The sequence below is a fragment of the Pseudomonas karstica genome, assembly GCF_009707515.1.
Lineage (GTDB): Bacteria > Pseudomonadota > Gammaproteobacteria > Pseudomonadales > Pseudomonadaceae > Aquipseudomonas > Aquipseudomonas karstica.
Genome location: NZ_WLYI01000028.1, coordinates 66,511 through 91,293 on the forward strand (window position 1 = coordinate 66,511; position 24,783 = coordinate 91,293).

Below are 24,783 nucleotides of genomic sequence, written 5' to 3' on the forward strand. Positions count from 1 at the left end.
GTCAAATGTGAGCGCTGGCTTGGGCGTATTCACAACGAGGTTTTTACCGCCGCCGGACTCGTCCCGCGCTTCATGCACAGGCCGTAATACAACAGCCCGCCCAGCGCCGAACCGGTAAACCAGCCATAGCTGTAGAACCAACTGAACGCGTCAAGACCCAGTGACATCAAGGTCAGCACCACCGGCACGCCAAAGGCGATAAACCCGTACCCGTTCCACGCCGGGTACACGTCGTCGCGGTACAAACCAGCCAGGTCCAGTTTCTGTTTACGGATAATGAAATAATCCACCACCATGATCCCGGCAATCGGCCCCAAGAGGCTTGAGTAACCCAGCAACCAATTGGAATAGACCGTTTCCAGACTGACGTCGGAGATGATCAGCCCGAGCTTTTTGAGCAGCTCATGGGCCATCAATGCCAGACCGACCAGGCCAGTGAGGACTACTGCCGTGGTACGGTTGATCAGTTTGGGGGCGATGTTCTGGAAGTCGTTGGTGGGCGAGACGATGTTGGCGGCGGTGTTGGTGGACAAGGTGGCGACGATGATCAGTGCCATGGCCACGGCAACCCAGACAGGGCTCTGGATATGACCGATCAGGGTCACGGGATCGGAGACGCTGACGCCCACCAGTTTCACCGAGGCCGCGGTCATGATTACGCCAAGGGCGGCAAACAGGAACATGGTCAGTGGCAGGCCGAAAATCTGCCCGAGGATCTGGTCCCTCTGGCTTTTGGCGTAACGGCTGAAGTCGGGAATATTCAACGACAGGGTAGCCCAGAAACCCACCATCGCAGTCAACCCGGCCATGAAGTAACTGGTGACGCTGGCACCCTCCGGCCGCTTGGGCGGGATGGCCATCAATTCCGTCAGGGACACGTTGGGCAAAGCCCATACCAGCAGGCCGATACCCACCGCTACCAGCAATGGCGCAGACAGGGTTTCCAGCCATTTGATCGATTCGGCGCCTCGCAATACCACCCAAAGATTCAAGGTCCAGAAGATCATGAAGCCGATCACCTCACCGGTGCCGCCCAATGACTTCCAGCCCTCAAAAATCGAGCCGAGAAACAGATGGATCGCCAGCCCGCCAAACATCGTCTGGATACCAAACCAGCCACACGCTACCAAGGCGCGAATCAGGCACGGCACATTGGAACCGATGATTCCGAAGGACGAGCGTAGCAATACCGGAAACGGGATGCCGTACTTGGTGCCGGCGAAGGCATTGAGGGTCAAGGGGATGAGCACAACCAGGTTGGCCAGCAGGATTGCCAGTAGCGCTTCACCTACCGACAAACCGAAATAAGCGGTCAGCACACCACCCAGGGTGTAGGTCGGCACGCAGATCGACATGCCGATCCATAGCGCGGTGATGTGCCACTTGTTCCAGGTTCGTTCGTGCACCTTGGTGGGTGCGATGTCGTGGTTGTAACGAGGGCTATCGAGGACGTCGGGACCCGCGTCGAGTTCGTACAGGCCGTCGCGTTCAGTGACTTGAGATTTGTTCTGTTGCATGGCCGCTCCACGGTTTTTTCGAATTATTTTTGCTCACCCCGCGACAAGAGCAGGATGGCCGGAGTACCTCGTTGACAACATGACATCACGGATCCGGCCGGCAGCCACCGCACTCAATAACCGTGCCGAAAGTTACCACTGCGTCCGCACCGCACATATAACTCGCTGATGTTTATCAGCTTTATGCTGCCTACCGAAAAGTCCCTCGGCACTTTCAGCGTTACTCAGGCCAAATAACGCAGAAGTTGTCCGAACCATCAGGACTCAATCTGGTGCAACACAATTATTTTTATTTAGCGGCCCCGTCAAGAGGCATGTTCCAAGCGCCTGATTTGCAATAGAAAATGTCGCTCATATCAACAACCTGTCAAGCGCGTCAAAATGGTGATCGGCTGCTACATTTTGGTGATTTTCATATTTTTACGTTTAAAATCAATTAGTTAATTAATATATAAGCTTATAAAAAATATACTTGTACATTCTAAAAACTCAGGCTAATTTCTATTCCTGTCACCGCTGACAGGATTACCAACCTGCGGTTCGATGTATTACAACATTTAGAACTGGCATAAGCCGGTCAAGCCCGTGAGGAACTCCACATGTCATTGTTGATCCGTGGCGCCACCGTTATTACCCATGATGAAAGTTACCGAGCCGATGTTTTATGCACAGGCGGTCTAATCCGCGCCATTGGCACTGACCTGGATGTTCCCGCCGGCACCGAGACACTCGACGGCAGCGGCCAATACCTGATGCCTGGCGGCATCGATCCCCATACCCATATGCAACTGCCGTTCATGGGCACCGTGGCCAGTGAGGACTTTTTCAGTGGCACGGCGGCGGGCCTGGCGGGCGGCACCACGTCGATCATTGACTTTGTGATCCCCAACCCGCAGCAATCCTTGCTGGAAGCCTTTCACCAGTGGCGCGGCTGGGCCGAGAAGTCGGCGGCCGATTATGGCTTTCACGTCGCAATCACCTGGTGGAGCGAGCAAGTCCGTGAGGAAATGGCCGAGCTGGTCAGCCATCACGGCATCAACAGCTTCAAGCACTTCATGGCCTACAAGAACGCGATCATGGCGGCCGACGACACCCTGGTGGCCAGCTTCGAGCGCTGCCTGGAGTTGGGCGCGGTGCCGACAGTGCATGCCGAAAATGGCGAACTGGTCTATCACCTGCAACGCAAGCTGATGGCCCAGGGCATGACCGGCCCTGAAGCGCACCCGCTGTCGCGCCCTTCGCAGGTTGAAGGGGAAGCGGCCAGCCGGGCGATTCGCATCGCCGAAACCATCGGCACGCCGCTGTACCTGGTGCACGTTTCCACCAAGGAAGCGCTGGACGAAATCACCTACGCCCGCAGCAAGGGCCAACCGGTCTACGGCGAAGTCCTGGCCGGCCATTTGCTGCTGGACGACAGCGTTTATCAACACCCGGATTGGCAAACCGCCGCCGGCTATGTGATGAGCCCGCCCTTCCGCCCGCGCGGGCATCAGGACGCGCTGTGGCATGGCCTGCAATCGGGCAACCTGCACACCACCGCCACCGACCATTGCTGCTTCTGCGCCGAGCAAAAAGCCGCGGGGCGTGACGACTTCAGCAAGATCCCCAACGGCACCGCCGGCATCGAAGACCGCATGGCGCTGTTGTGGGACGAAGGGGTCAACACCGGACGCTTGTCGATGCAGGAATTCGTTGCGCTAACGTCCACCAACACCGCGAAGATCTTCAACCTCTACCCACGCAAGGGTGCGATTCGTGTCGGTGCCGATGCCGACCTGGTGCTGTGGGATCCCCAGGGCACACGAACCATTTCCGCCAAGACTCACCATCAGCAAGTGGACTTCAACATCTTCGAAGGCAAGACCGTGCGCGGCGTGCCCAGTCATACCATCAGCCAGGGCAAGTTGGTCTGGGCCGATGGTGACCTGCGAGCCGAACGTGGTGCCGGGCGCTATGTGGAACGGCCGGCGTACCCGTCGGTATTTGAGCAGTTGAGCAAGCGGGCTGAGCACTCCAGGCCGGTTGCAGTGAAGCGCTGAAAATACCACGCACATGATCGTTCCCACGCTCTGTATGGGAACGATCGCGGGCAACAAAAAAAACCATTGCCCATTAGAGGCAGCACCTCAAAAACCGTGAGGCCAATACCGTGATCCAGACCCTGACCCACCTTCCACGCCCCCATGAAGATGCGAACGCCCTCGCCGCCCATTTCACCGACCTTGCGCCGCCGCTCAATGCCCGGCAAGCACAGCTTGAAGCCTCTCGCTGCCTATATTGCTATGACGCACCCTGCGTCAATGCATGTCCCAGCGAGATCGACATCCCGTCATTCATTCGCAATATTCACCAGGAAAACGTTCAGGGTGCCGCGCAGAAAATTCTCTCGGCCAATATCCTCGGCGGCAGTTGTGCCCGGGTCTGCCCGACAGAAATCCTTTGCCAGCAAGCCTGTGTGCGCAACAACGCCGAAGAGTGCGCCCCGGTGCTGATCGGCCTGTTGCAGCGTTATGCGGTGGACAATGCCCACTTCAGCGAACACCCGTTCCAGCGCGCCGCCACTACCGGCAAGCGCATCGCCGTGGTCGGTGCCGGGCCGGCGGGATTGTCCTGCGCCCATCGCAGCGCCCTGCATGGCCATGACGTGGTGATCTTCGAAGCACGGGAAAAAGCCGGCGGTCTCAATGAATACGGAATCGCCAAGTACAAGCTGGTGGACGACTTCGCGCAAAGGGAACTGGATTTCCTGCTGCAAATCGGTGGCATCGAAATCCGCCACGGCCAGCGCCTTGGCGACAACCTGAGCTTGAGCGAACTGCACCAGCAATTCGATTCGGTGTTCCTCGGTCTCGGCCTGGCCGCCAGCAAGCAACTGGGCCTGCCCCATGAGGACGCCCCAGGCCTGCTGGCCGCCACCGACTACATTCGCGAGCTGCGCCAGGCCGATGACCTGAGCCAGCTACCACTGGCCGGCCGCTGCATCGTGCTCGGTGCCGGCAACACTGCCATCGACATGGCCGTGCAAATGGCCCGCCTCGGTGCCCACGACGTCAACCTCGTGTACCGACGTGGCCTCGAGGACATGGGCGCTACCGACCACGAACAGGCTATCGCCAAGGCCAATCAAGTACGCCTGCTGACGTGGGCGCAGCCCGAAGAAGTGCTGCTGGATGAGCAAGGCCATGTCTGCGGCATGCGCTTTGCTCGTACTCGAATGGAGAACGGTCGCCTGCAAACCACTGGCCAGACTTTTGACCTCGCCGCCGATGCAATCTTCAAGGCCATCGGCCAGGGTTTCGATGACCAGGCCTTACGCGATCCACTGGCCCATGAACTGCAACGCGTGGGCGAGCGTATTTTCGTCGACGAACAGCTGCGCACCAGCATCCCCGGGGTGTATGCCGGCGGTGATTGCGTCAGCCTCGGCCAGGACCTCACCGTCCAGGCCGTCCAGCACGGCAAACTGGCCGCCGAGGCCATGCACGCCCAACTCATGCTCAATGTGGAGGCTGCGTAATGGCCGATCTCTCGATTGTATTCGCCGGTATCAAAGCCCCTAATCCATTCTGGCTGGCCTCCGCGCCACCTACCGACAAAGCCTACAACGTGGTCCGTGCCTTTGAAGCGGGTTGGGGTGGCGTGGTCTGGAAAACCCTCGGCGAGGACCCGGCCGCCGTCAACGTCTCGTCACGCTACTCGGCGCACTACGGCACCAATCGCGAAGTGCTGGGCATCAACAATATCGAGCTGATCACCGACCGTTCCATGGAAATCAACCTGCGGGAAATCACCCAGGTGAAAAAGGACTGGCCGGACCGCGCATTGATCGTGTCGTTGATGGTGCCGTGTGTCGAAGAGTCGTGGAAACACATTCTGCCGTTGGTGGAAGCTACCGGCTGCGACGGCATCGAGCTGAACTTCGGTTGCCCCCACGGCATGCCGGAACGAGGCATGGGCGCAGCGGTGGGCCAGGTACCAGAGTATGTGGAACAGGTGACGCGCTGGTGCAAGACCTACTGCTCACTGCCGGTGATCGTCAAGCTCACGCCCAATATCACCGACATTCGCGTGGCCGCGCGTGCAGCCTATCGCGGGGGGGCTGATGCGGTGTCGCTGATCAACACCATCAACTCCATTACCAGCGTCGACCTGGAGCGCATGGTCGCCCTGCCTGTGGTCGGTACCCAGAGCACCCACGGAGGTTATTGCGGGTCGGCGGTCAAGCCGATTGCCTTGAACATGGTCGCGGAAATCGCCCGCGACCCACAGACCCAGGGCCTGCCCATCTGCGGGATCGGCGGCATTGGCAGTTGGCGTGATGCGGCGGAGTTCGTAGCGCTGGGCTGCGGCGCAGTGCAGGTGTGCACAGCGGCCATGCTCCATGGTTTTCGAATTGTCGAGGAAATGAAAGATGGCCTGTCGCGGTGGATGGACAGCCAGGGTTACAGCAGCTTGCAGGAGTTTTCCGGACAGGCAGTGGGCAACACCACGGACTGGAAATACCTGGATATCAACTATCAGGTAATTGCGAAGATCGACCAGGCCGCGTGCATTGGTTGCGGACGCTGCCATATTGCCTGTGAAGATACCTCGCACCAGGCCATCACCAGTCTGCAACTGCCGGATGGGACGCACAAGTACGAGGTGATTGATGACGAGTGCGTGGGCTGCAACCTGTGCCAGATCACCTGCCCGGTGGCCGATTGCATTGAGATGGTGCCGATGGAAACGGGCAAGCCGTTTTTGAATTGGACGCAGGATCCGCGCAATCCGTACCGCGAAGCCGTTTAACCCAAGTCGCTGCCGAGGCACGAGGTTGCGATAAGGGCCGCAGGACCTTCAGCAATCTCAAACCCCAAACGACTGCTGCGCAGCCGATCGCAGGCTGCGCCAGCGGCTACAGGTGATCGGTGATCGGCGCGGTCCCTGTAGCCGCTGTCGAGGCACGAGGCTGCGATAAGGGCCGCAGGACCTTCAGCAATCTCAAACCCCAAACGACTGCTACGCAGCCGATCGCAGGCTACGCCAGCGGCTACAGGTTTTGCGTCACGGTTCCAGCCCGATCCCCCGCAATATCACGCTCGTCACCGTCTGCACCGCCCGCTCGAACTGCATGTCCGACAGCGGCTGGTGCTCGTTCAAGATCATCACCTGATGGTCAAAGTCGGCATAGTGCTGGGTCGAGGCCCAGATCATGTACAACAGGCTCGACGGCTCCACTGGCAGGATGCGCTTGTCCTCCACCCACTGGCGAATTTTCGCTTCCTTCATCTTGGCCCAATCGTACAGGCTGACGTCCAGGGCCTCACCCAATGTGGGGGCGCCATGGATGATTTCGTTGGCCCAGACTTTCGAACCATAGGGCCGACTGCGCGAATGCTGCATCTTGGCGCGGATGTAGCTGCTGAGCACCACTCGCGGGTCGTCGAACATCTCGAAGCACAGCGCGTCCTGTTTCCACACTTCCAGCAGGTCGAACAGCACCGCACTGTACAACTCGCTCTTGGTGCTGAAGTAGTAATGCAGGTTGGAACGCGGCAATTGCACTTCTTCGGCAATGTCGGCCATGGCCGTGCTGCCATAGCCTTTTTCAGCGAAGACCTTTTCAGCCGCCAGCAGAATTTTTTCAACGTTGACTCGACGAATCCCGATCTTGTGATTGCCCATAAGGGTTCCCCGACAACGATATGGCTCAAGACTACCATCGGCTCTAGGGCGAGGCGACAAGCCACGATGAAACTTCGTACACTGCCTGTATTACCCAATTGATTGGTATTGCCCAATGTTGATCAAAAAAACCCTGACGACCATTGCTCTGCTGGCCTCCTTGCTGGGCGCCTCGGCAGCTTTTGCCCATGCACACCTGAAAAGCTCGACACCGGCGCCTGACAGCACCGTCGCAGCCCCCAATGACCTGCGCCTGACCTTCAGCGAAGGCGTCGAGGCCACCTTCACCAAGGTTTCCTTGAGTAAAGATGGCACCGAAGTGGCGGTAAAAGGCCTGGAAACTCCGGACGCCGACAAGAAAGTCCTGGTAGTGACACCTACCGCACCGTTGTCTGGCGGCACATACAAGGTGCAATGGCACGCCGTGTCGGTCGACACCCACACAAGCGAAGGCAGCTACAGCTTCAAGGTCGGCCAATAAACCATGGCGGATCTGTTGGTCCTGTGCCGCTTCCTGCATTTCATCGTCGTGTTACTGATGTTCGGGGCTGGTGTCTTCAGGCCCTGGCTGCTGGGCGCTGCACCGCAACCGCGGCTGGACCAACAGCTAAACGCGATCACCCGAGGCCTGGCCTGGCTGGCCCTCGGGTCCGGGGTGGCATGGCTGCTGCTGATCACCGCCAGCATGGCAGGCGCCTGGTCGGCGGCACTGGACGGAGTGACCGTTCAACAGGTGTTGGGCAAGACCTTCTTTGGCCAGGTCTGGACTTGGCACCTGCTGCTGAACCTGTTGCTGGTACTCAGCCTGATGACACCTTGGCGCGCCCCGCGCCTGCCATTGAGCGCGCTGCTGCTCGCGACCCTGGCGCCGGTCGGCCATGGCGCCATGCTCAATGGGTTCGGCGGGCTACTGTTGATCCTCAATCAGGTGGTGCATCTGGTGTGCGTCGGGAGTTGGCTCGGCGGGTTGTTGCTGCTGGTGTTGATCCTGCGCTATCCCGCACCCTTCGCCCTGGAATCGATCCTCAAGCGTTTCAGTGGTATCGGCTATGGCTTGGTGGCCGGCTTGTTAGTTACAGGGCTTATCAATGTTCGCGTACTCACCGGGCAGTTCTGGCCTACTCCGCTGTTCACAGGCTTTGCCTTGATCCTGCTGATCAAGGTACTGCTGGTGGCCGCGATGCTGGCACTGGCGTTATTCAATCGGCTGCAGCTCAAGGGCTGCGAGCAGCGAGTGGGGGCATTAAAAGCCAGTGTGGTGGCTGAGTGGTTGTTGGGGATTGCAGCGGTTGCCGCCGTTTCCTTGCTCGGCACCCTGCCGCCGATGGTCATGGCTGGATAGACCATCCACGTTTATCAATGCCAGCCTAAAACTCATCGTACAACAATCATTGACATTCCGAGGAAACCTCGCAAATATCGCTCCCTACGTTGTACGACGACGTATAACAAAATAAAAACAAAAAAATATAAGGGAGCGTCACTGTGAGTCCACTCGCCCGCAATTCCTCCTCGTACCTGGGCCTTATCGGCCTCGGCAGCCTGGCCCTCGTCCTGCCCGTCACCGCCCAGGCCGAAGGTTTTATCGAAGACAGCAAAGTCACTCTCAACCTGCGCAACGCCTACTTCAATCGCAACTTTACCAACCCCGACAACTCCCAGGCCAAGGCCGAAGAGTGGACGCAAAGCTTTATTCTTGATGCCAAATCCGGTTTCACCCAAGGCACAATCGGTTTTGGCCTGGACGTGCTGGGACTGTATTCGCAGAAGCTCGACGGCGGTAAAGGTACCGCCGGTACCCAACTGCTACCGGTCGACGATGACGGTCGCCCCGCCGATAACTTCGGCCGCCTGGGTGTGGCACTGAAAACCAAGCTGTCGAAAACCGAACTGAAGGTCGGCGAATGGATGCCGGTGCTGCCAATCCTGCGCTCCGACGACGGCCGCTCGCTGCCGCAAACGTTCCAGGGTGGCCAGATCACTTCCAACGAAATCAGCGGCCTGACACTCTATGGCGGCCAGTTTCGCGGCAACAGCCCGCGCAACGACTCGAGCATGGAGGACATGTTCATGAACGGCAAAGCCGCGGTCACCTCGGACCGCTTCAATTTCGGCGGCGGTGAATACACCTTCAACGACAAACGCACCTTGATCGGCGTCTGGTACGCCGAGCTGACTGACATCTACCAGCAACAGTACTTCAACCTCAGCCATAGCCAGCCAGTGGGCGACTGGACCCTGGGCGCCAACCTCGGTTTCTTCAATGGCAAGGAAGACGGCAGCGCCCTGGCCGGCGATATGGACAACAAGACCACCTTCGCCCTGCTCTCGGCCAGGTACGGTGGCAACACCTTCTATCTGGGCCTGCAAAAACTCACCGGCGACAGTGCCTGGATGCGGGTCAACGGCACCAGCGGCGGGACCCTGGCCAATGACAGCTACAACGCCAGCTACGACAACGCCAAGGAAAAATCCTGGCAGGTACGGCATGACTACAACTTCGCGGCCCTGGGCATTCCAGGGCTGACCCTGATGAACCGCTACATCAGCGGCGATAACGTGCACACCGGGACGATCACTGACGGCAAGGAATGGGGTCGCGAATCGGAGCTGGCCTACACCGTGCAGAGCGGCGCGCTGAAAAACCTCAATGTCAAATGGCGCAACGCGACAATCCGCCGGGACTTCAGTACCAACGAATTTGATGAAAACCGCCTATTCATCAGCTACCCGCTTTCCTTGCTGTAAGGCCCTGGATAAAACATTGCCCATTGCAGGAACGAGGGGGTACCTGGTTCCGACAATGGGTCAGATGTGGTCCACCGATCTATTTCGACCAAAGCCGCGTTGACAACCATGGGAAACCCTAACGATACTTTGATTTAGTCATACGACAACCTACAACAATAATAGGACTACCATGACCAGCACTTCAACGGCCCCTCTTCCATTCAACCGCCTGCTGCTGACTGGCGCAGCCGGTGGCCTGGGCAAAGTATTGCGCGAACGCCTGCGTCCTTATGCCAAGGTATTGCGCCTGTCCGATATCGCCAGCATGGCCCCCGCCACCGACGGCACCGAAGAAGTATTGCCCTGTGATCTCAGCGACAAACACGCGGTGCATCAACTGGTGGAGGGCGTCGATGCCATCCTGCATTTCGGTGGTGTCTCGGTGGAGCAACCTTTTGAGGAAGTCCTCGGCGCCAATATCTGCGGCGTCTTCCATATCTACGAAGCGGCACGTCGCCATGGCGTAAAACGGGTGATCTTCGCCAGCTCCAATCACGTCATCGGCTTTTACAAACAGGACGAACCTCTCGACGCCCACTCCCCTCGCCGTCCGGACAGCTACTACGGGCTTTCAAAATCCTACGGCGAGGACATGGCCAGTTTCTACTTTGATCGCTATGGCATCGAAACCGTCAGCATCCGTATCGGCTCTTCGTTTCCCGAACCGCAAAATCGCCGAATGATGCACACCTGGCTGAGCTTCGACGATCTCACCCAGTTGCTGGAACGGGCGCTGTACACCCCTGGCGTCGGGCACACCGTGGTCTATGGCATGTCTGACAATCTCGATGTCTGGTGGGACAACCGTTTCGCCGCCCACCTGGGTTTTGTGCCCCGAGACAGCTCCGAAGTATTCCGCAAACAGGTTGAAGCGCAACCGATGCCCGCTGCCGACGACCCGGCACGGGTCTATCAGGGTGGGGCCTTCTGTGCCGCCGGCCCGTTCGGTGATTGAACGCCTATCAACGCAAGGGAATGAGCTGCCATGCAAGCTGAACTGATTGTCGACGCCCGCAATGCGGTCGGTGAATGCCCGGTATGGGTCCCCGATGAAAACGCCCTGTATTGGGTGGATATTCCCAATGGCGGCCTGCAACGCTGGAGCGCCACCACCGGCCATGTCCACGCCTGGACAGCCCCACACATGCTTGCCTGTATTGCGCGCACCGATGCGGGTAATTGGGTGGCGGGTATGGAGGATGGATTTTTCCAGCTCACGCCCCACGCCGATGGCAGTCTCGACACCACCGCCATGGCCAGCATCGAACACCCGCGCGCGGACATGCGCCTGAACGACGGCCGCTGTGACCGCCAGGGCCGCTTCTGGGCCGGCAGCATGGTGATGAACATGGGTGCCAACGCCGCCGAAGGCACGCTTTACCGCTATGCATCCGGTGCACCACCCCGCGCGCAACTGAGCGGTTTCATCACCCCCAACGGCCTGGCCTTCAGCCCCGATGGGCGAACGATGTACCTCTCGGACTCACACCCACTGGTGCAGCAGATCTGGGCCTTCGACTACGACACGGAAACCGGCACGCCGTCCAACCGCCGCCTGTTCGTCGACATGCATCAGTTCCTTGGTCGCCCCGACGGTGCTGCCGTCGACGCCGACGGTTGCTATTGGATCTGCGCCAACGATGCCGGCTTGATTCACCGTTTCACCCCCGATGGCCGCCTCGATCGCTCCCTGGCTGTACCGGTGAAAAAACCCACCATGTGCGCCTTCGGCGGCAGCAACCTGGATACGCTGTTCGTCACCTCGATACGCGACGATCGCAGCGAGCAGTCCCTGGCCGGCGGCGTATTCGCCCTCAACCCAGGCGTTACAGGCCTGCCGGAGCCCACGTTCACCCTCTAGCTGCATCGCTGTGCCTTGAATACAACAATAAAAAGACTGGAGACGTACCCATGAATTTCAAACGCACCTTGCTGGCCGCTGCACTCCCTCTCACCTTGGTGCTGGCGAATGCCGCCCAGGCGCTGGAAATAAAATTTGCCGAGATCCATCCTGCCGGCTACCCCACCGTGGTGGCCGAGGAGCAATTGGGCAAAACCCTGGAAAAAGCCAGCAACGGCGAACTGACGTTCAAAATGTTCGCCGGCGGTGTGCTCGGCTCTGAAAAGGAAGTGATCGAACAGGTCCAGGTCGGCGCACTCCAGATGACCCGGGTCAGCCTGGGCATCGTCGGGCCGGTGGTGCCGGATGTGAACGTATTCAATATGCCATTCGTGTTCCGTGACCAGGCGCACATGCGCAAGATCATCGACGGCGAAATCGGCGATGAAATCCTCGACAAGATCACCGACTCCGAATTCGGCCTGGTGGCCCTGGCCTGGATGGATGGCGGCACGCGTAACCTCTATACCAAGAAGCCGGTGCGCAAGCTTGAAGACCTCAAGGGCATGAAAATTCGCGTGCAGGGCAATCCGCTGTTTATCGACACCATCAATGCCATGGGCGGCAACGGTATTGCCATGGACACTGGCGAGATCTTCAGCGCCTTGCAGACCGGGGTGATTGACGGCGCGGAAAACAATCCGCCGACCCTGCTGGAGCACAATCACTACCAGAGCACCAAGTTCTACACCCTGACCGAACACCTGATCCTGCCCGAGCCTATCGTGATGTCGAAAATCACCTGGGAAAAACTCACCCCCGAGCAACAGGAGCTGGTGAAAAAAACCGCCAAGGCCGCGCAGGCCGAAGAACGTATCTTGTGGGACGCCAAGTCCGCCAGCAGCGAAGCCAAGCTAAAGGCCGCCGGGGTCGAATTCATCACCGTCGACAAAAAGCCCTTCTATGACGCTACCGCTTCGGTACGTGCCAAGTACGGCGCGCCTTTCGCCGACATGATCAAGCGCATCAACGCCGTTCAATAACTTTTCCCGCCTCTCGCAAAAGGCCCGGCGCGCTCGACTGCCCATACAGTCATCCGCGCCCGGTTACGGTGAACGCCATGAAGAATTTACTGCTGCGCATCAACGACCGCATCTACATGACCTGCATCTGGGTCGCCGGCCTCTCGGTACTCGGGGTCGCGCTTATCATCCCTTGGGGCATCTTCGCCCGCTACATTCTCGGCACCGGCTCCAGCTGGCCGGAGCCCACCGCGATTTTGCTAATGCTGGTGTTCACCTTCGTCGGCGCGGCCGCCAGCTACCGTGCGGGAGCGCACATGTCGGTGGCCATGATCACTGACCGTCTGCCTCCCCGACAACGTCAACTGGCCGGAATTGTTTCCCAATTGCTGATGGGCACCATCTGCCTGTTCATGACTATTTGGGGCACCAAACTGTGCCTGTCCACCTGGAACCAGTTCATGAGCGCCATCCCGACGCTGCGAGTGGGCATTACCTATATGCCGATCCCGATTGGCGGGCTGCTGACGCTAGTGTTTGTTCTGGAAAAACTCCTGCTGGGTGACCAAAGCAACCGCCGTGTGGTGCGTTTCGACCTGGTTGAAGAAAACGAAGGGGCTGCCTGAATGGACGCATTGATTTTGCTGGGCAGCTTTGTCGCCTTGATTCTGATCGGCATGCCGGTGGCCTATGCCCTGGGGTTTTCAGCGCTGATCGGTGCATGGTGGATCGACATCCCGTTCCAGGCCCTGATGATTCAAGTGGCCGGCGGGGTGAACAAGTTTTCGCTGATGGCGATCCCGTTCTTTGTCCTGGCCGGGGCGATCATGGCCGAAGGTGGTATGTCCCGCCGACTGGTGGCGTTCGCCGGGGTGCTGGTAGGGTTTGTGCGGGGTGGTTTGTCGTTGGTGAACATCATGGCCTCGACCTTCTTTGGTGCGATCTCCGGCTCATCGGTGGCCGACACCGCTTCCGTGGGCTCCGTATTGATTCCGGAAATGGAGCGCCAGGGTTACCCCCGGGAATTCGCCACCGCCGTGACCGTCAGCGGCTCGGTGCAAGCGCTGTTGACGCCACCGAGCCACAACTCGGTGCTCTACTCCCTGGCCGCGGGCGGTACCGTTTCCATTGCCTCGCTATTCATGGCCGGGGTGGTTCCCGGTTTGCTGATGAGCGCGTGCCTGATGGTGTTGTGCCTGATCTTCGCGAAAAAACGCAACTACCCCAAGGGCGAAGTCATCCCCTTGAAGCAGGCGCTGAAAATCTGCGCTGATGCGCTGTGGGGCCTGATGGCCATGGTGATTATCCTCGGCGGCATCCTCTCGGGCATCTTCACCGCCACCGAGTCGGCGGCGATTGCGGTGCTGTGGGCGTTCTTCGTGACCATGTTCATCTACCGCGACTACAAATGGAGCGAGCTGCCGAAATTGATGCACCGCACGGTACGGACCATTTCCATCGTGATGATCCTGATCGCCTTCGCTGCCAGCTTCGGCTACATCATGACCCTGATGCAGATCCCGTCGAAAATCACCACGATGTTCCTGACCCTCTCGGACAACCGCTATGTGATCTTGATGTGCATCAATGTCATGCTGCTGTTGCTGGGTACCGTGATGGACATGGCGCCGTTGATCCTGATCCTCACGCCCATCCTGATGCCGGTGATCCTTGGCATCGGCGTCGACCCGGTGCACTTCGGCATGATCATGCTGGTGAACCTGGGGATCGGCCTGATCACCCCGCCTGTGGGTGCGGTGCTGTTTGTGGGGGCGGCAGTAGGCAAGGTCAGCATTGAAAAAACGGTTAAATCCCTGCTGCCGTTCTATGCCGTGCTGTTTCTGGTGTTGATCGCGGTGACCTACATTCCAGCGCTGTCGTTGTGGTTACCTGGGCTGGTGTTATAAAACCCCATGACCTTGAACATCCTTGAACTCAAAGATGCATTGACCCACCTGACGCTGGCCCCGGCGTTGGGCGCCAGTATCGTCAACTGGACGCTACGTGGCAGCGGCCAACCGCTGCTGCGCCACAGCGATCAACAAGCACTCGACAGCGGATTGCCAGGCAAGCTCGCCGGCTTTCCCCTGGCCCCCTGGTCGAACCGAATTGCCGGAGGTGGTTTCGACAACCCTGATGGCTGGTTGGCATTGCAGGCCAACAGCCTCACCGATCCCCTGCCGATTCATGGCAGCGCCTGGCAACAGGCATGGCAAGTGGTCAGCCAGTCAGTGGATGAGGTCGTGCTGCAACTGGACAGCAGTACGCCATTCGCTTATCGCGCCGAGCAGCGATTTCAGTTGCAAGACGGCCAGTTAAACATTGCACTGCGTGTCACCCACCTTGCCGAACACGCGGCGTGGCATGGGCTGGGGCTGCATCCGTACCTGCCACGCCGGCCAGGCACGCGGCTGCAAGCCAAGGCTGGGCAGGTGTGGAGGTGTGATCAAACAAAACTGCCGACGGAGCTGGGTCCGGTACCTGCCGACTGGGACTTTCAGCAGCCCAAGGCCTTGCCTGAAACCTTGGTAGACAATGGTTTTTGCCAGTGGGACGGGCATTGCCTGATCCAGCAACCGGAGCTGGGGTATGAATTGGAGTGCCGGGCGACGGGGAGCAACTACTACTTGCTGTACTGCCCGCCGGGGTTGGACTTTTTCTGCATTGAACCGGTGAGTCATCCGGTGAATGCTCATCATATGCCTGGCAGGCCAGGGTTGCGTTTGTTGACGCAGGGCCAATCGGTTGAACTGGGCTTGAGCCTGCAATACAAAGCCCTGTAGCCGCTGTCGAGGCACGAGGCTGCAATGCGGGTCTGCAGGACCGCCCTCGGGGGTCGCTTCGCAACCCATCGCAGCCTCGTACCTCGGCAGCGGCTATACGTCTCAGGGCGGCGTGTTCTTGAGCCGACCCGCCGTATCAATACTCACCACCACCGACAATCCCGGCCGCAGCCGCTCGCTCTGTTCCTGGCCTGGGTCCACGGCAATGCGTACCGGCACCCGCTGGGCAATCTTGACGAAGTTACCCGTGGCGTTGTCTGCCTGCAGCAGGCTGAACTGCGAACCGGTGGCCGGGGAAATGCGCTGCACGGTGCCGTGAAACTTGCGATGGTCAAGGGCATCAACAGTAAAGCTCACCGGTTGGCCGACCTGCACATTGGCCATCTGGGTCTCTTTCATATTGGCAATCACCCACAATTGGTTCGGCACCAATGCCATCAATTGCGCGCCAGAGTTGACGTAAGCTCCCAGGCGCACACCTATCTGCCCCAGTTGCCCATCCCGTGGGGCGATGACCCGGGTGTTGGAGAGGTCGATCCGCGCCAGCTCCACCGCCGCATCGGCATTGGCTACCGCCGCTTCCAGGGAGCCACGGTTGACGATCACGGTCTGCAAATCCTGGCGGGCGATTTCCAGGTTGGCCTGGGCCTGGGCCACGGCAGCGATAGTCTGCGCGCTGGCCGCACGCGTCACATCCAGCTCACGCCTAGAGACCGATCCATCACTGATCAGCTCTTCATTGCGACGCAAGTCAGCGGTGCTTTTGCGGGCCTGGGCCTGACTGTCGGCCAGCGCCGCTTGACGCAGCTTGATGGTCGCCTCGGCACTGTTGCGTTGCTGCACCACGTTAGCCAGGGACGCCTGTTGCACGGCCTGTTGCGCCTGGGCCTGGTCCAGGCGCTGCTTGTAAATGCGGTCATCCAGGCGCACCAGCAGATCCCCGGCCTTGACGTACTGGAAGTCCTGTACCGGCACTTCATACACATAGCCGCTGAGTTGCGGGCCGATGATCGTCACCTGGCCACGCACCAGGGCGTTTTCGGTGGTTTCCACGGCGCTGCTGAACGGCGGCAATTGCCAGGCGTACAACACGATCAGGACGCCGATGATGGCAATCGCGGCAAAACCCAGCGACGAGATGATCCGCACCCGCAGGGAACGTGGCTCGCTGGCCGGGATGCTCGGCGGTGCAGTGCCCTCAGGGGTGGCGGCGATGGCGTGGGTAGTCGTAGTGGTCGGTTCGGTCATGAAGAAAGTGCACCGCTGGGTTGAACAGGAGGGGTCACGCTGGATGAGGCAGCACTGTTGGCTGCTTTAGTGGTGCTTATCAGCCAAAGGCTGCGGATAAAGATCCAGATCATGGTCAGCACGGCGATCACCGCGATCAGCATGAACACATCGTTATAAGCCATCACATTGGCTTCACGGGTGGCGGCCGTGGCCAGGCTACGAATACCCATCAGGTTGCGCAGCTCCGGGTCGGCCATCACCGAACCGTAGGCCGTGCCGCCGCTCTGTACCCGAGCAGCCACCAGGGGGTCCATCAAGGTCAGGTGTTCGACAATCATGCTGGAGTGGAACTTCTCCCGCACGACCTGGAATGTGCCGAGCAGCGCCGCGCCAATCAGGCCCCCCAGGCTCTGGCAAATCCCGAACATCACGGAAAAACTCACCAGGTTCCGGGGGTTGGCCAGCACGTTGCGAGCGCCCAGGACCATGGTCGGGCCAAGAAAGAACGTACCGCCGAAGCCTAGCAGGAACTGGCTGATGTACATATTCTGCGGCCGGGTGAGGTTACTGGAGAAGCTGTCCATCACCGCCCCCACAGCCATCATCGCCAAAGAGATAATCAACGGCATCAGCAGGTGCGCCGGGTTGATGGTCAGGGCGCTGGTGAACAGGCCGGCAATCGCCCCCAGCAACATGATCAGGTACAGGGTACGCATCTGCTCGCTGCTCATGTTCAATGCCTGAAGGAACCCCACCGCGCCGGTGGACTGTTCCGACAACACCATGCGAATCAGGATTACCGCCAACGCCAGGCGAATCATCGTCCCACTGCCCAGCCAGCGCGTCATCAGCATAGGGTTGCTGCGGTTATGTTCAATCGCCAACCCGGCCATGATCAGCACCAGCGAACAGGCTGAGGCGACGCCGATCCACGGCGCTTCCAGCCACCAGTCGATCCGGCCCAGGGACAGCACCGCACAGAGCAGCGCCACACCGCTGGCCAATAGGGTGAAGGTCAGGAAATCGAGCTTTTCAAAGGTCTTGAAACGGTCACCTGGCGGCAACTTGAGCAGGAATACGCAGCCCAGGCACGTCAGCGCCATACCCAGTTCAAACAGATACAAGCCGCGCCATTCTGCGATCTGCAGCAAGTCTTCAGAAAACAGCCGGGCCAGGGGCAAGGCCAATTGAGCGGTCCCGAGCCCCAACACCAAGGATTTCAAGCGCCACTTTGGCGGGAAGGCCTGAATCATGTAGTACAAACCCAGGGAGCTGAGAGCCGCACCCACCATGCCGTGGGCTGCCCGCACGGCAATCGCCGAGTTGAGGTCGTTGACGAACAAATGGCCAAAGGTCACCAGGGCATAGAGCACCAGGAACACTTCGGTAAACGCCCGCAGGCCGAACTGCTGGCGGAACTTCACCAGCAACAGGTTCATCGAGACGTTGGTCATGACATAAGCGGCGGGCAGCCAGGCCATTTCCGCCGAGGTAGCGCCCAACGCACCTTGCAGGTAAGGCAGGTTGGCGATTACCAAGGCGTTGCCCAAGCCGCCAGTGATTGCCACCAACGCCCCAACCAACGCATAGGCCCAGCGTTTGTGGGTGGGGTGCCAAGGCGTCGACGGCGAACCCGGCAAACTCGGTCGCTCATGGGGTTGCCAGGCGCGTGGGGTGTATTTGTCCATTCGGTGACCTTGATGACCGACGCACAAGGCCGGTAAAACCATTACTCAAGGCGTAGTAAACCTGAGCAGCGCTCATCTTGCCATGACGCAAAGCGAAATCGCGGCAATAACCACAGGGAAACAGGAACTGGCGTAGCCGTTGCCGAGCCCGCCACCAGATCAGCCCCCGCTAAATAACTGCGCCCCCCGCTCGTTCTTTGGTTAACCGCCTCGATACCCCTCGAAGCCTGCACTGTGCGCCCGGCCCACCGTCTATCGCTGACACACGCCGCGCCCAGCACTGCCTTGTGCTCACCCCCCCAGCCTGAAACGGGAGACTTGAATGTCCAGCAAACCTCGCGGCGCCGTCAGCGAACTTTTCGGCCTGCTCAAACCCTTTTGGCCCCTGGTGGCGCTGTCCATCGCCCTGGGCATGGTCGGTGGCCTCAGCGTCACGGCGCTGCTGGCGACGATCAATAACGCGCTGCACTCCGACGCCGGCCTGACACAGGCCGTGGTGCTGCTGTTTGCCGGCCTGTGTTTGCTGGCCCTGGCCAGCTCGATCTTCTCCGACATCGGCACCAACTATGTCGGCCAACACATCATTGCCAAGCTGCGCCGGGAACTGGGGGAAAAGGTGCTCGCCGCGCCCATCGACCAGATCGAACGCTACCGCAGCCACCGGCTGATCCCGGTGCTGACCCACGATGTCGACACCATCAGCGACTTCGCCTTTGCCTTCGCGCCCCTGGCCATTTCATTGACGGTGACCCTTGGCTGCCTGGGCTATTTGGCCATGCTGTCGTGGCCCATGTTCCTGATGATGCTGGTGGCGATCGTGATTGGCACCGTCGTGCAGTTCATCGCCCGCTCCCGAGGCATGCAGGGCTTCGAGTCGGCGCGGGAAGCCGAGGATGAGTTGCAGAAAAACTACAGCGCCATCGCCGAAGGCGCCAAAGAATTGCGCATCCATCGTCCACGCCGCCAGCGCATGTTCGTCAACGGCATCCAGAACACCGCCAACCGCATCTGCGCCACCCAGATCCGCTCCATCAACACCTTCGTGATTGCCAAGGCCTTTGGCTCGATGCTGTTCTTCGTGGTGATCGGCCTGGCCCTGGCCATGCAATCGTTCTGGCCCAGCGGCGATAAAACCGTGATGAGCGGCTTCGTGCTGGTGCTGCTGTACATGAAGGGCCCGCTGGAACACCTGATCAGTACCCTGCCGATCGTCAGCAAGGCGCAGATCGCTTTCCGGCGCATTGCCGAACTGTCGAAACAATTTTCCTCTCCCGAGCCGCACTTGCTGCTCAGTGATTGCGGCGCTGCCGCGCCGGCGGTACATAGCCTGGAACTGACCGACGTCAGCTACACCTTTCCCCGCGTCGAAGGCTTCGAGCCGTTCCACCTGGGCCCGGTGAACCTGCGGATCGAGCAAGGCGACATCACCTTTATCGTCGGTGAAAACGGCTGCGGCAAGACCACCCTGATCAAGCTGCTACTCGGCCTGTACGCCCCGCAAAAAGGCAGCATCGAACTCAATGGCCAGGCCATCGTGGCGGCGAACCGCGATGACTATCGCCAGTTGTTCACCACTATTTTCGCTGACTACTATTTGTTCGACGATGTGATCCAGGGCGACAAACCGATCCCGGCCGACGCCGACCGCTACCTCAAACGCCTGGAAATCGGCCACAAAGTCACCATCACCGACGGCGTGTTCAGCACCACCGACCTGTCCACCGGCCAGCGCAAGCGCCTGGCCCTGGTCAACGCCTGGCTGGAGGAACGCCCGGTGCTGGTGTTCGACGAATGGGCGGCCGACCAGGACCCAACCTTCCGACGCATTTTCTATACCGAACTGCTGCCCGACCTCAAGCGCCTGGGCAAGACCATCATCGTGATTTCCCACGACGACCGTTATTTCGATGTGGCCGACCAGATCGTGCGCATGGAAGCCGGCCGGGTCGCCACCGAACTGCAAACCGCTTGAAAACGCTGACCTGAAAACCGGATGTGAAATTTTTCTTTCCGGTTTTCTGGGGGACCAACGTCTTATTGGTACTTAATACGAATCACTATCATTAGATAACGCCACCTAAGAGCCCATAATGTCAGCCATTCACACCGTCTCACCGCTCGCCAAAGCCCTCAAGATGCGCCGCCTGTTCCAGCCGCGCCTCCTGAGCGCCACGCTGGTCCTGGCCCTGCCCTTCGCCGCACAGGTACAAGCGCAAACCTTCAACTTCAATATCCCGGCCCAGCCCTTGGCCAACGCCCTGCATAGCTTCGGCCAACAAGCCAACCTGCAAGTGCTGTACAGCCCGGATGATGTGCAGAGCCTGCGCAGCCGTGCGGTGAGCGGTGCGCTGACGCCCCAGGCCGGTATCGAACAACTGCTGGCCGGCAGCAAACTGGCCTATAGCCTGGAAGGCAATACCCTGACCTTGAGCAGCCGCGGGGCGAGCGGCGCCCTGGAGTTGGGTGCCACGCGGATTTCCGGCAAAGGACTGGGCTCGGTCAGTGAAAACACCGGTTCATACACCACCGGCTCCACCAGCACCGCGACAAAAATGAACCTGAGCCTGCGGGAAACCCCACAGTCCGTCAGCGTCATGACTCGCCAGCGTATCGACGACCAGAGCCTGACCACCGTCAACGACGTGCTGGCACAGACGCCGGGGCTTAACGTGCAGAGTCTGGGCAGTGATCGGTTCTATGTGTATTCCCGTGGTTATGAGATCGATAACTACCAATACGATGGCATGCCTACCACCATCTTCTCCTTCACCCAATCGCTGCCTCAAGACCTGATGGACCTTGCGGTCTACGATCACATTGAAGTACTGCGTGGCGCCACCGGCCTGCTGACTGGCGCGGGAGATCCATCCGGCACCATCAACTTCATTCGCAAGCGCCCTACTGACACTTTCCAGGGGCACGTTGGCGCAAGCGCCGGCTCCTGGGACAAGTACCGCACCGAAGTCGACGTGTCAGGCCCCTTGATCGACAGCGGCAAATTACGCGGTCGAGCGGTTGCCGCCTACCAGCAAGGCAATAGCTACCTGGATGCACTGAAGCAGGAAAAAACCTCGCTGTACGGCGTCGTAGAAGCCGACCTGAGCGACAACACCCTGCTGACCTTCGGCGTCGACTACCTGCACAACGACCCCAAGGGTTACTCCACCACCGGCATCCCGTTGTTCTACAGCAACGGCAAGCAAACCAACCTGTCGCGCTCCTTCAATGCCGCCAGCGGTGACAGCACCAACCGCCAGGACTCGACTACCACCTTCGCCAGCATCGAGCAGAAACTCGCTTATGACTGGAGCCTGAAAGGCTCGGCCAGCTACATGTACAACACCCGTGACTATGATTCGCGGATGCTCAGCACTTCCCGCTTCGCCAATGAACAGACCGGTGCCGGCACGCGCACCGCCATGACGAAGGGTGACGCCACGCAGAAGCAGAAAGGTTTCGACGTGCAGCTCAAGGGGCCCTTCCAGCTAGGAGGACGTGAGCACGAGTTGATCGTGGGCTTCAACTATCAGGACTACGAAAATCACCGTCAAGGCGCCAACCCGCTCAGCGGCGACCGGTCGCCGCTCAATATCGATACGTGGGACAACCACACGGTCGAGCCGGTCTACGGCGCCCGGGGTTCGTATGACGACGACCGCCTGAAGTTCCGTCAGAATGGCACCTATGCCGCCGTGCGTTTCAAGCCTATAGACGATCTTGCCGTGATCCTCGGTGCACGTGTCAGCAACTACAAATACAACTCCAGACTGGACTTCAAGACCCCGGTGAATGCCCCCTACAGCACCGCCGATAACACTAAAATCTCCGGAAAAGTCACGCCTTACACCGGGATCGTCTACGACCTCAATGAAAACCACTCGGTCTACGCCAGCTACACCAGCATCTTCAAGCCACAGACCGTGCGCGACCGCAACGGCCAGACCCTGGCCCCACGTGATGGCGACAACTACGAGCTGGGCCTCAAGAGCGAGTACTTCAATGGACGCCTGAACAGCGCCATCGCCATTTACGAAAGCAAGCAGGACAACCTGGCCGTCCAGGACGTGGGCCAAAACGTGGCAGGCACCGACAACCCGGCCTACAAGGCGGTCACGGGCGCAAAAACCCGCGGCATCGATCTGGAACTGAGCGGCGAAATCATGCCGGACTGGAACATGAACGCCAGCTACAACCACAGCGTGACCAAGGATGCGGACAACGAGCGAATCAACACCATCATCCCGTCCGACATGTTCAAGCTGTGGACCACCTACAAACTGTCCGGTGACCTGGAGCGCCTGACCATTGGTGGCGGTGCCAACTGGCAGAGTGGTATCCACTTCAGCGCATCACCCAGCCTGATTGGCAAAACCGTCAAGGCCAAGGAAGACGACTACACCGTGTTCAACCTGATGGCTCGCTACCAGTTGACCAAACAATGGTCGGGTACCGTGAACGTCAACAACGTGTTTGACAAGAAGTACATCAGTTCCCTGGACAGCAACTTCTACAGCATGTATTACGGCGATCCGCGTAATCTGATGTTCAGCACTCGCTACGATTTCTGATAGTAACGGTACAAAAAGCGGCGAATTCGAGCTTTCGGATTCGCCGCTTTTTATTGTGGTGTTTCATCAGGCGCTATCACCAATCAGACTGGCCTTCCAGGCTGGCTTTTTGGAAGTCGTCTTTCCACTCCTCGTTAGCCAACCTATAAATATCTTCAAAAAATCCTCGAGGATCGTCTATCTCTGCTTCATCCCAAGCCATAGTTATATATTCATCATAATCACTTTCGAACTCTTTTGAGAAATCGAATCCGGGAGTAGCCAATGCGCTTTTAAGCTCTAACATCAACAAAAAACGATGTTTGCAAGACAGACACATTAGATCTTTCAAAACAAAATTCCTGATGAGCTTCTCCCTAGCAATAGCATCATTAGGATCATATTTTCTCAGTTCCTCACCTACCGTATCTTCAAGGTCATATATTGATAGCGCTCCTAATATATAGGAAATCTTTGGAATGTATGGCGCGTCGACAAAAGGTGACTTCAACATTTCTTACTCACTTAGGAAAAGCAGTAAATGGGCGTTTTGGGTCGTGTTTATCAAATCTTATTTCTACTCTATCCAGACTTTCTGAATATTTCGAAATAATCGGGGAATAATCGGGGTCGAATAATCGGGGTCAGACCACGATAAATACGCTCTCTGGGAGTACGGGCGATTTGTTTCGTACATTTTGGCTTGTTAGAGGTGGTGGTGAGGTCGCTGTTACATCTGGAAGTTACCAGGCGGATTGATCTTCTAGGCTGGCTTTTTGAAGATCGTCCTTCCACTCTTCGTTTGCAAGTCGATAAATATCCTCGAAGAAGCCTCGGGGGTTATCTATCTCCGTTTCATCCCAAGCCATGGTTATGTACTCATCGTAGTCACTTTCAAACTCTTTGGAAAAATCAAAGTCAGATGCCGATAAAGCCTCTTTGAGCATTGTTATCAACACGTAGCGATGTCGGTAAGGCAAGTACATAAGCTCTTCTAGAATGAACAATCTAATTATTTTTTCTCTATCTCCGATGTCATTAGGATTGTATTTCCAAAGTGCCTCGCCTTTAGTTTCCTCTCGATCATATATTGATAATGCTGCCAATATATAAGATATGGCAGGCTCGAAAGGTTTATCTATAAAAGGTGACTTCAGCATAGGAGACTCATCTTGGGAGCGCGGTAAATGGGCGTGTTACGTTATTTTTATCAAAGCGAACTTCTGCGTTATTAAGGCTCTCTACACGCTTTGGATTCTGCTTGTCTTTTTTATTTGGCTTATACCCATGCCCTGCTCCCGGCATTTCCATTCTTACAACGGGGTTGCCCTCGCTATCGAAACCTGTTGGCGATGGACTTTTTCCTTGCATTTTGTATAAGGCGTTATTTATTGCATGCATCTGCATTTTCCAGCTGGTGAATTGGGAGCTTGAGTTAATCTTCCCCTTTTTTCCGTTTGCTGGGTTGATTCCATCTATCGTACGCTGTTTCATCGCATTATCCGGTATCTCGGGGCCATGTTTCACGACTGTGTGCATGTCATATTTTTTTTCCCATTCAAGAACTCGTCTTTTAGCGTTCGCCTCTGTTAACACCTCTATTTTCGCTTGTCTTGCAGTTGACCCAGGTTGAGGAGCACTAGGTTCCTTAATTTCGACTCTGGTTTTTTCGACTGGGTTATTCCCAGTAGTTGCCGGC

20 protein-coding genes and 1 pseudogene are annotated in these 24,783 nt (G+C 58.2%); 14 read left to right on the forward strand and 7 right to left on the reverse strand.

The annotated features are described in order from the left end of the window. Positions 1 to 29: 29 nt before the first annotated feature. A complete protein-coding gene (locus tag GIR22_RS19545; RefSeq protein ID WP_154744908.1) occupies positions 30 to 1,517 on the reverse strand; it encodes an NCS1 family nucleobase:cation symporter-1 in 1,488 nt (495 codons plus the stop codon). A 599-nt stretch (positions 1,518 to 2,116) separates the two neighbouring features. On the opposite strand from GIR22_RS19545, the gene hydA reads away from it, so the two are divergent. The 3 genes from hydA to preA all read left to right on the forward strand — a co-directional run bounded on the left by hydA (position 2,117) and on the right by preA (position 6,308). After that, entirely contained in the window at positions 2,117 to 3,556 is a 1,440-nt protein-coding gene (hydA, locus tag GIR22_RS19550; RefSeq protein ID WP_154744909.1) for a dihydropyrimidinase, read from the forward strand. A gap of 110 nt (positions 3,557 to 3,666) precedes the next feature. Further along, complete coding sequence (locus GIR22_RS19555) at positions 3,667 to 5,034, forward strand: FAD-dependent oxidoreductase (RefSeq protein ID WP_178122362.1); 1,368 nt, start codon at positions 3,667 to 3,669, stop codon at positions 5,032 to 5,034. After that, on the forward strand, positions 5,034 to 6,308 hold the full coding sequence (gene preA / locus GIR22_RS19560) for an NAD-dependent dihydropyrimidine dehydrogenase subunit PreA (protein ID WP_154744910.1): 1,275 nt from the start codon (positions 5,034 to 5,036) through the stop codon (positions 6,306 to 6,308). The genes GIR22_RS19555 and preA overlap by 1 nt, the downstream gene beginning before the upstream one ends. Before the next feature lie 255 nt (positions 6,309 to 6,563). Here the strand turns inward: preA and GIR22_RS19565 are convergent, their stop codons facing one another. Continuing rightward, positions 6,564 to 7,184, reverse strand: coding sequence for a TetR/AcrR family transcriptional regulator (locus GIR22_RS19565; protein ID WP_154744911.1), 621 nt, complete (start codon positions 7,182 to 7,184; stop codon positions 6,564 to 6,566). A 115-nt stretch (positions 7,185 to 7,299) separates the two neighbouring features. Between GIR22_RS19565 and copC the strand changes: the two genes are divergently transcribed. The 9 genes from copC (at position 7,300) to GIR22_RS19610 (ending at position 15,619) form a co-directional block, all read left to right on the forward strand. Beyond that, on the forward strand, positions 7,300 to 7,665 hold the full coding sequence (gene copC / locus GIR22_RS19570) for a copper homeostasis periplasmic binding protein CopC (RefSeq protein WP_154744912.1): 366 nt from the start codon (positions 7,300 to 7,302) through the stop codon (positions 7,663 to 7,665). Between the two features lie 3 nt (positions 7,666 to 7,668). After that, positions 7,669 to 8,526: a copper homeostasis membrane protein CopD gene (copD, locus tag GIR22_RS19575; protein ID WP_154744913.1), complete on the forward strand. Its 858-nt coding sequence runs from the start codon at positions 7,669 to 7,671 to the stop codon at positions 8,524 to 8,526. A 143-nt stretch (positions 8,527 to 8,669) separates the two neighbouring features. Further along, complete coding sequence (locus GIR22_RS19580; RefSeq protein WP_178122363.1) at positions 8,670 to 9,932, forward strand: OprD family outer membrane porin; 1,263 nt, start codon at positions 8,670 to 8,672, stop codon at positions 9,930 to 9,932. Between the two features lie 172 nt (positions 9,933 to 10,104). Beyond that, positions 10,105 to 10,929 carry an NAD-dependent epimerase/dehydratase family protein gene (locus tag GIR22_RS19585; protein ID WP_154744914.1) on the forward strand — a complete coding sequence of 275 codons (825 nt, stop codon included), beginning with the start codon at positions 10,105 to 10,107 and terminating at the stop codon, positions 10,927 to 10,929. Positions 10,930 to 10,959: 30 nt separating this feature from the next. Continuing rightward, positions 10,960 to 11,835 carry an SMP-30/gluconolactonase/LRE family protein gene (locus GIR22_RS19590; protein ID WP_154744915.1) on the forward strand — a complete coding sequence of 292 codons (876 nt, stop codon included), beginning with the start codon at positions 10,960 to 10,962 and terminating at the stop codon, positions 11,833 to 11,835. Between the two features lie 50 nt (positions 11,836 to 11,885). Next, positions 11,886 to 12,857, forward strand: a complete 972-nt coding sequence (locus tag GIR22_RS19595) for a TRAP transporter substrate-binding protein (RefSeq protein ID WP_154744916.1) — start codon at positions 11,886 to 11,888, stop codon at positions 12,855 to 12,857. A 77-nt stretch (positions 12,858 to 12,934) separates the two neighbouring features. After that, entirely contained in the window at positions 12,935 to 13,462 is a 528-nt protein-coding gene (locus GIR22_RS19600; RefSeq protein WP_154744917.1) for a TRAP transporter small permease, read from the forward strand. After that, on the forward strand, positions 13,463 to 14,743 hold the full coding sequence (locus tag GIR22_RS19605) for a TRAP transporter large permease (protein ID WP_154744918.1): 1,281 nt from the start codon (positions 13,463 to 13,465) through the stop codon (positions 14,741 to 14,743). Positions 14,744 to 14,749: 6 nt separating this feature from the next. Next, positions 14,750 to 15,619, forward strand: a complete 870-nt coding sequence (locus tag GIR22_RS19610) for an aldose 1-epimerase (RefSeq protein WP_154744919.1) — start codon at positions 14,750 to 14,752, stop codon at positions 15,617 to 15,619. A gap of 102 nt (positions 15,620 to 15,721) precedes the next feature. On the opposite strand, the gene GIR22_RS19615 is transcribed toward GIR22_RS19610, so the two are convergent. Both GIR22_RS19615 and GIR22_RS19620 read right to left on the reverse strand, forming a co-directional pair. Next, entirely contained in the window at positions 15,722 to 16,867 is a 1,146-nt protein-coding gene (locus tag GIR22_RS19615) for an HlyD family secretion protein (protein WP_154744920.1), read from the reverse strand. Beyond that, positions 16,864 to 18,537 (reverse strand): MFS transporter, encoded by a 1,674-nt coding sequence (locus GIR22_RS19620; protein ID WP_154744921.1) that lies wholly within the window; start codon positions 18,535 to 18,537, stop codon positions 16,864 to 16,866. Before GIR22_RS19620 ends, GIR22_RS19615 begins: the two co-directional genes overlap by 4 nt. Positions 18,538 to 18,859: 322 nt before the next feature. Between GIR22_RS19620 and GIR22_RS19625 the strand changes: the two genes are divergently transcribed. Both GIR22_RS19625 and GIR22_RS19630 read left to right on the forward strand, forming a co-directional pair. After that, positions 18,860 to 20,509 (forward strand): cyclic peptide export ABC transporter, encoded by a 1,650-nt coding sequence (locus GIR22_RS19625; RefSeq protein WP_154744922.1) that lies wholly within the window; start codon positions 18,860 to 18,862, stop codon positions 20,507 to 20,509. A gap of 118 nt (positions 20,510 to 20,627) precedes the next feature. Continuing rightward, entirely contained in the window at positions 20,628 to 23,105 is a 2,478-nt protein-coding gene (locus GIR22_RS19630; RefSeq protein ID WP_246208447.1) for a TonB-dependent siderophore receptor, read from the forward strand. 76 nt (positions 23,106 to 23,181) lie between these two features. Here GIR22_RS19630 and GIR22_RS19635 read toward each other — a convergent pair whose 3' ends face one another. The 3 genes and pseudogenes from GIR22_RS19635 to GIR22_RS26005 all read right to left on the reverse strand — a co-directional run. Beyond that, positions 23,182 to 23,598 carry a hypothetical protein gene (locus tag GIR22_RS19635; protein WP_154744923.1) on the reverse strand — a complete coding sequence of 139 codons (417 nt, stop codon included), beginning with the start codon at positions 23,596 to 23,598 and terminating at the stop codon, positions 23,182 to 23,184. A 229-nt stretch (positions 23,599 to 23,827) separates the two neighbouring features. Continuing rightward, on the reverse strand, positions 23,828 to 24,244 hold the full coding sequence (locus GIR22_RS19640; protein WP_154744924.1) for a hypothetical protein: 417 nt from the start codon (positions 24,242 to 24,244) through the stop codon (positions 23,828 to 23,830). A gap of 7 nt (positions 24,245 to 24,251) precedes the next feature. Then, positions 24,252 to 24,783 (reverse strand): annotated as a pseudogene (locus GIR22_RS26005) (type IV secretion protein Rhs); the annotation flags it as partial.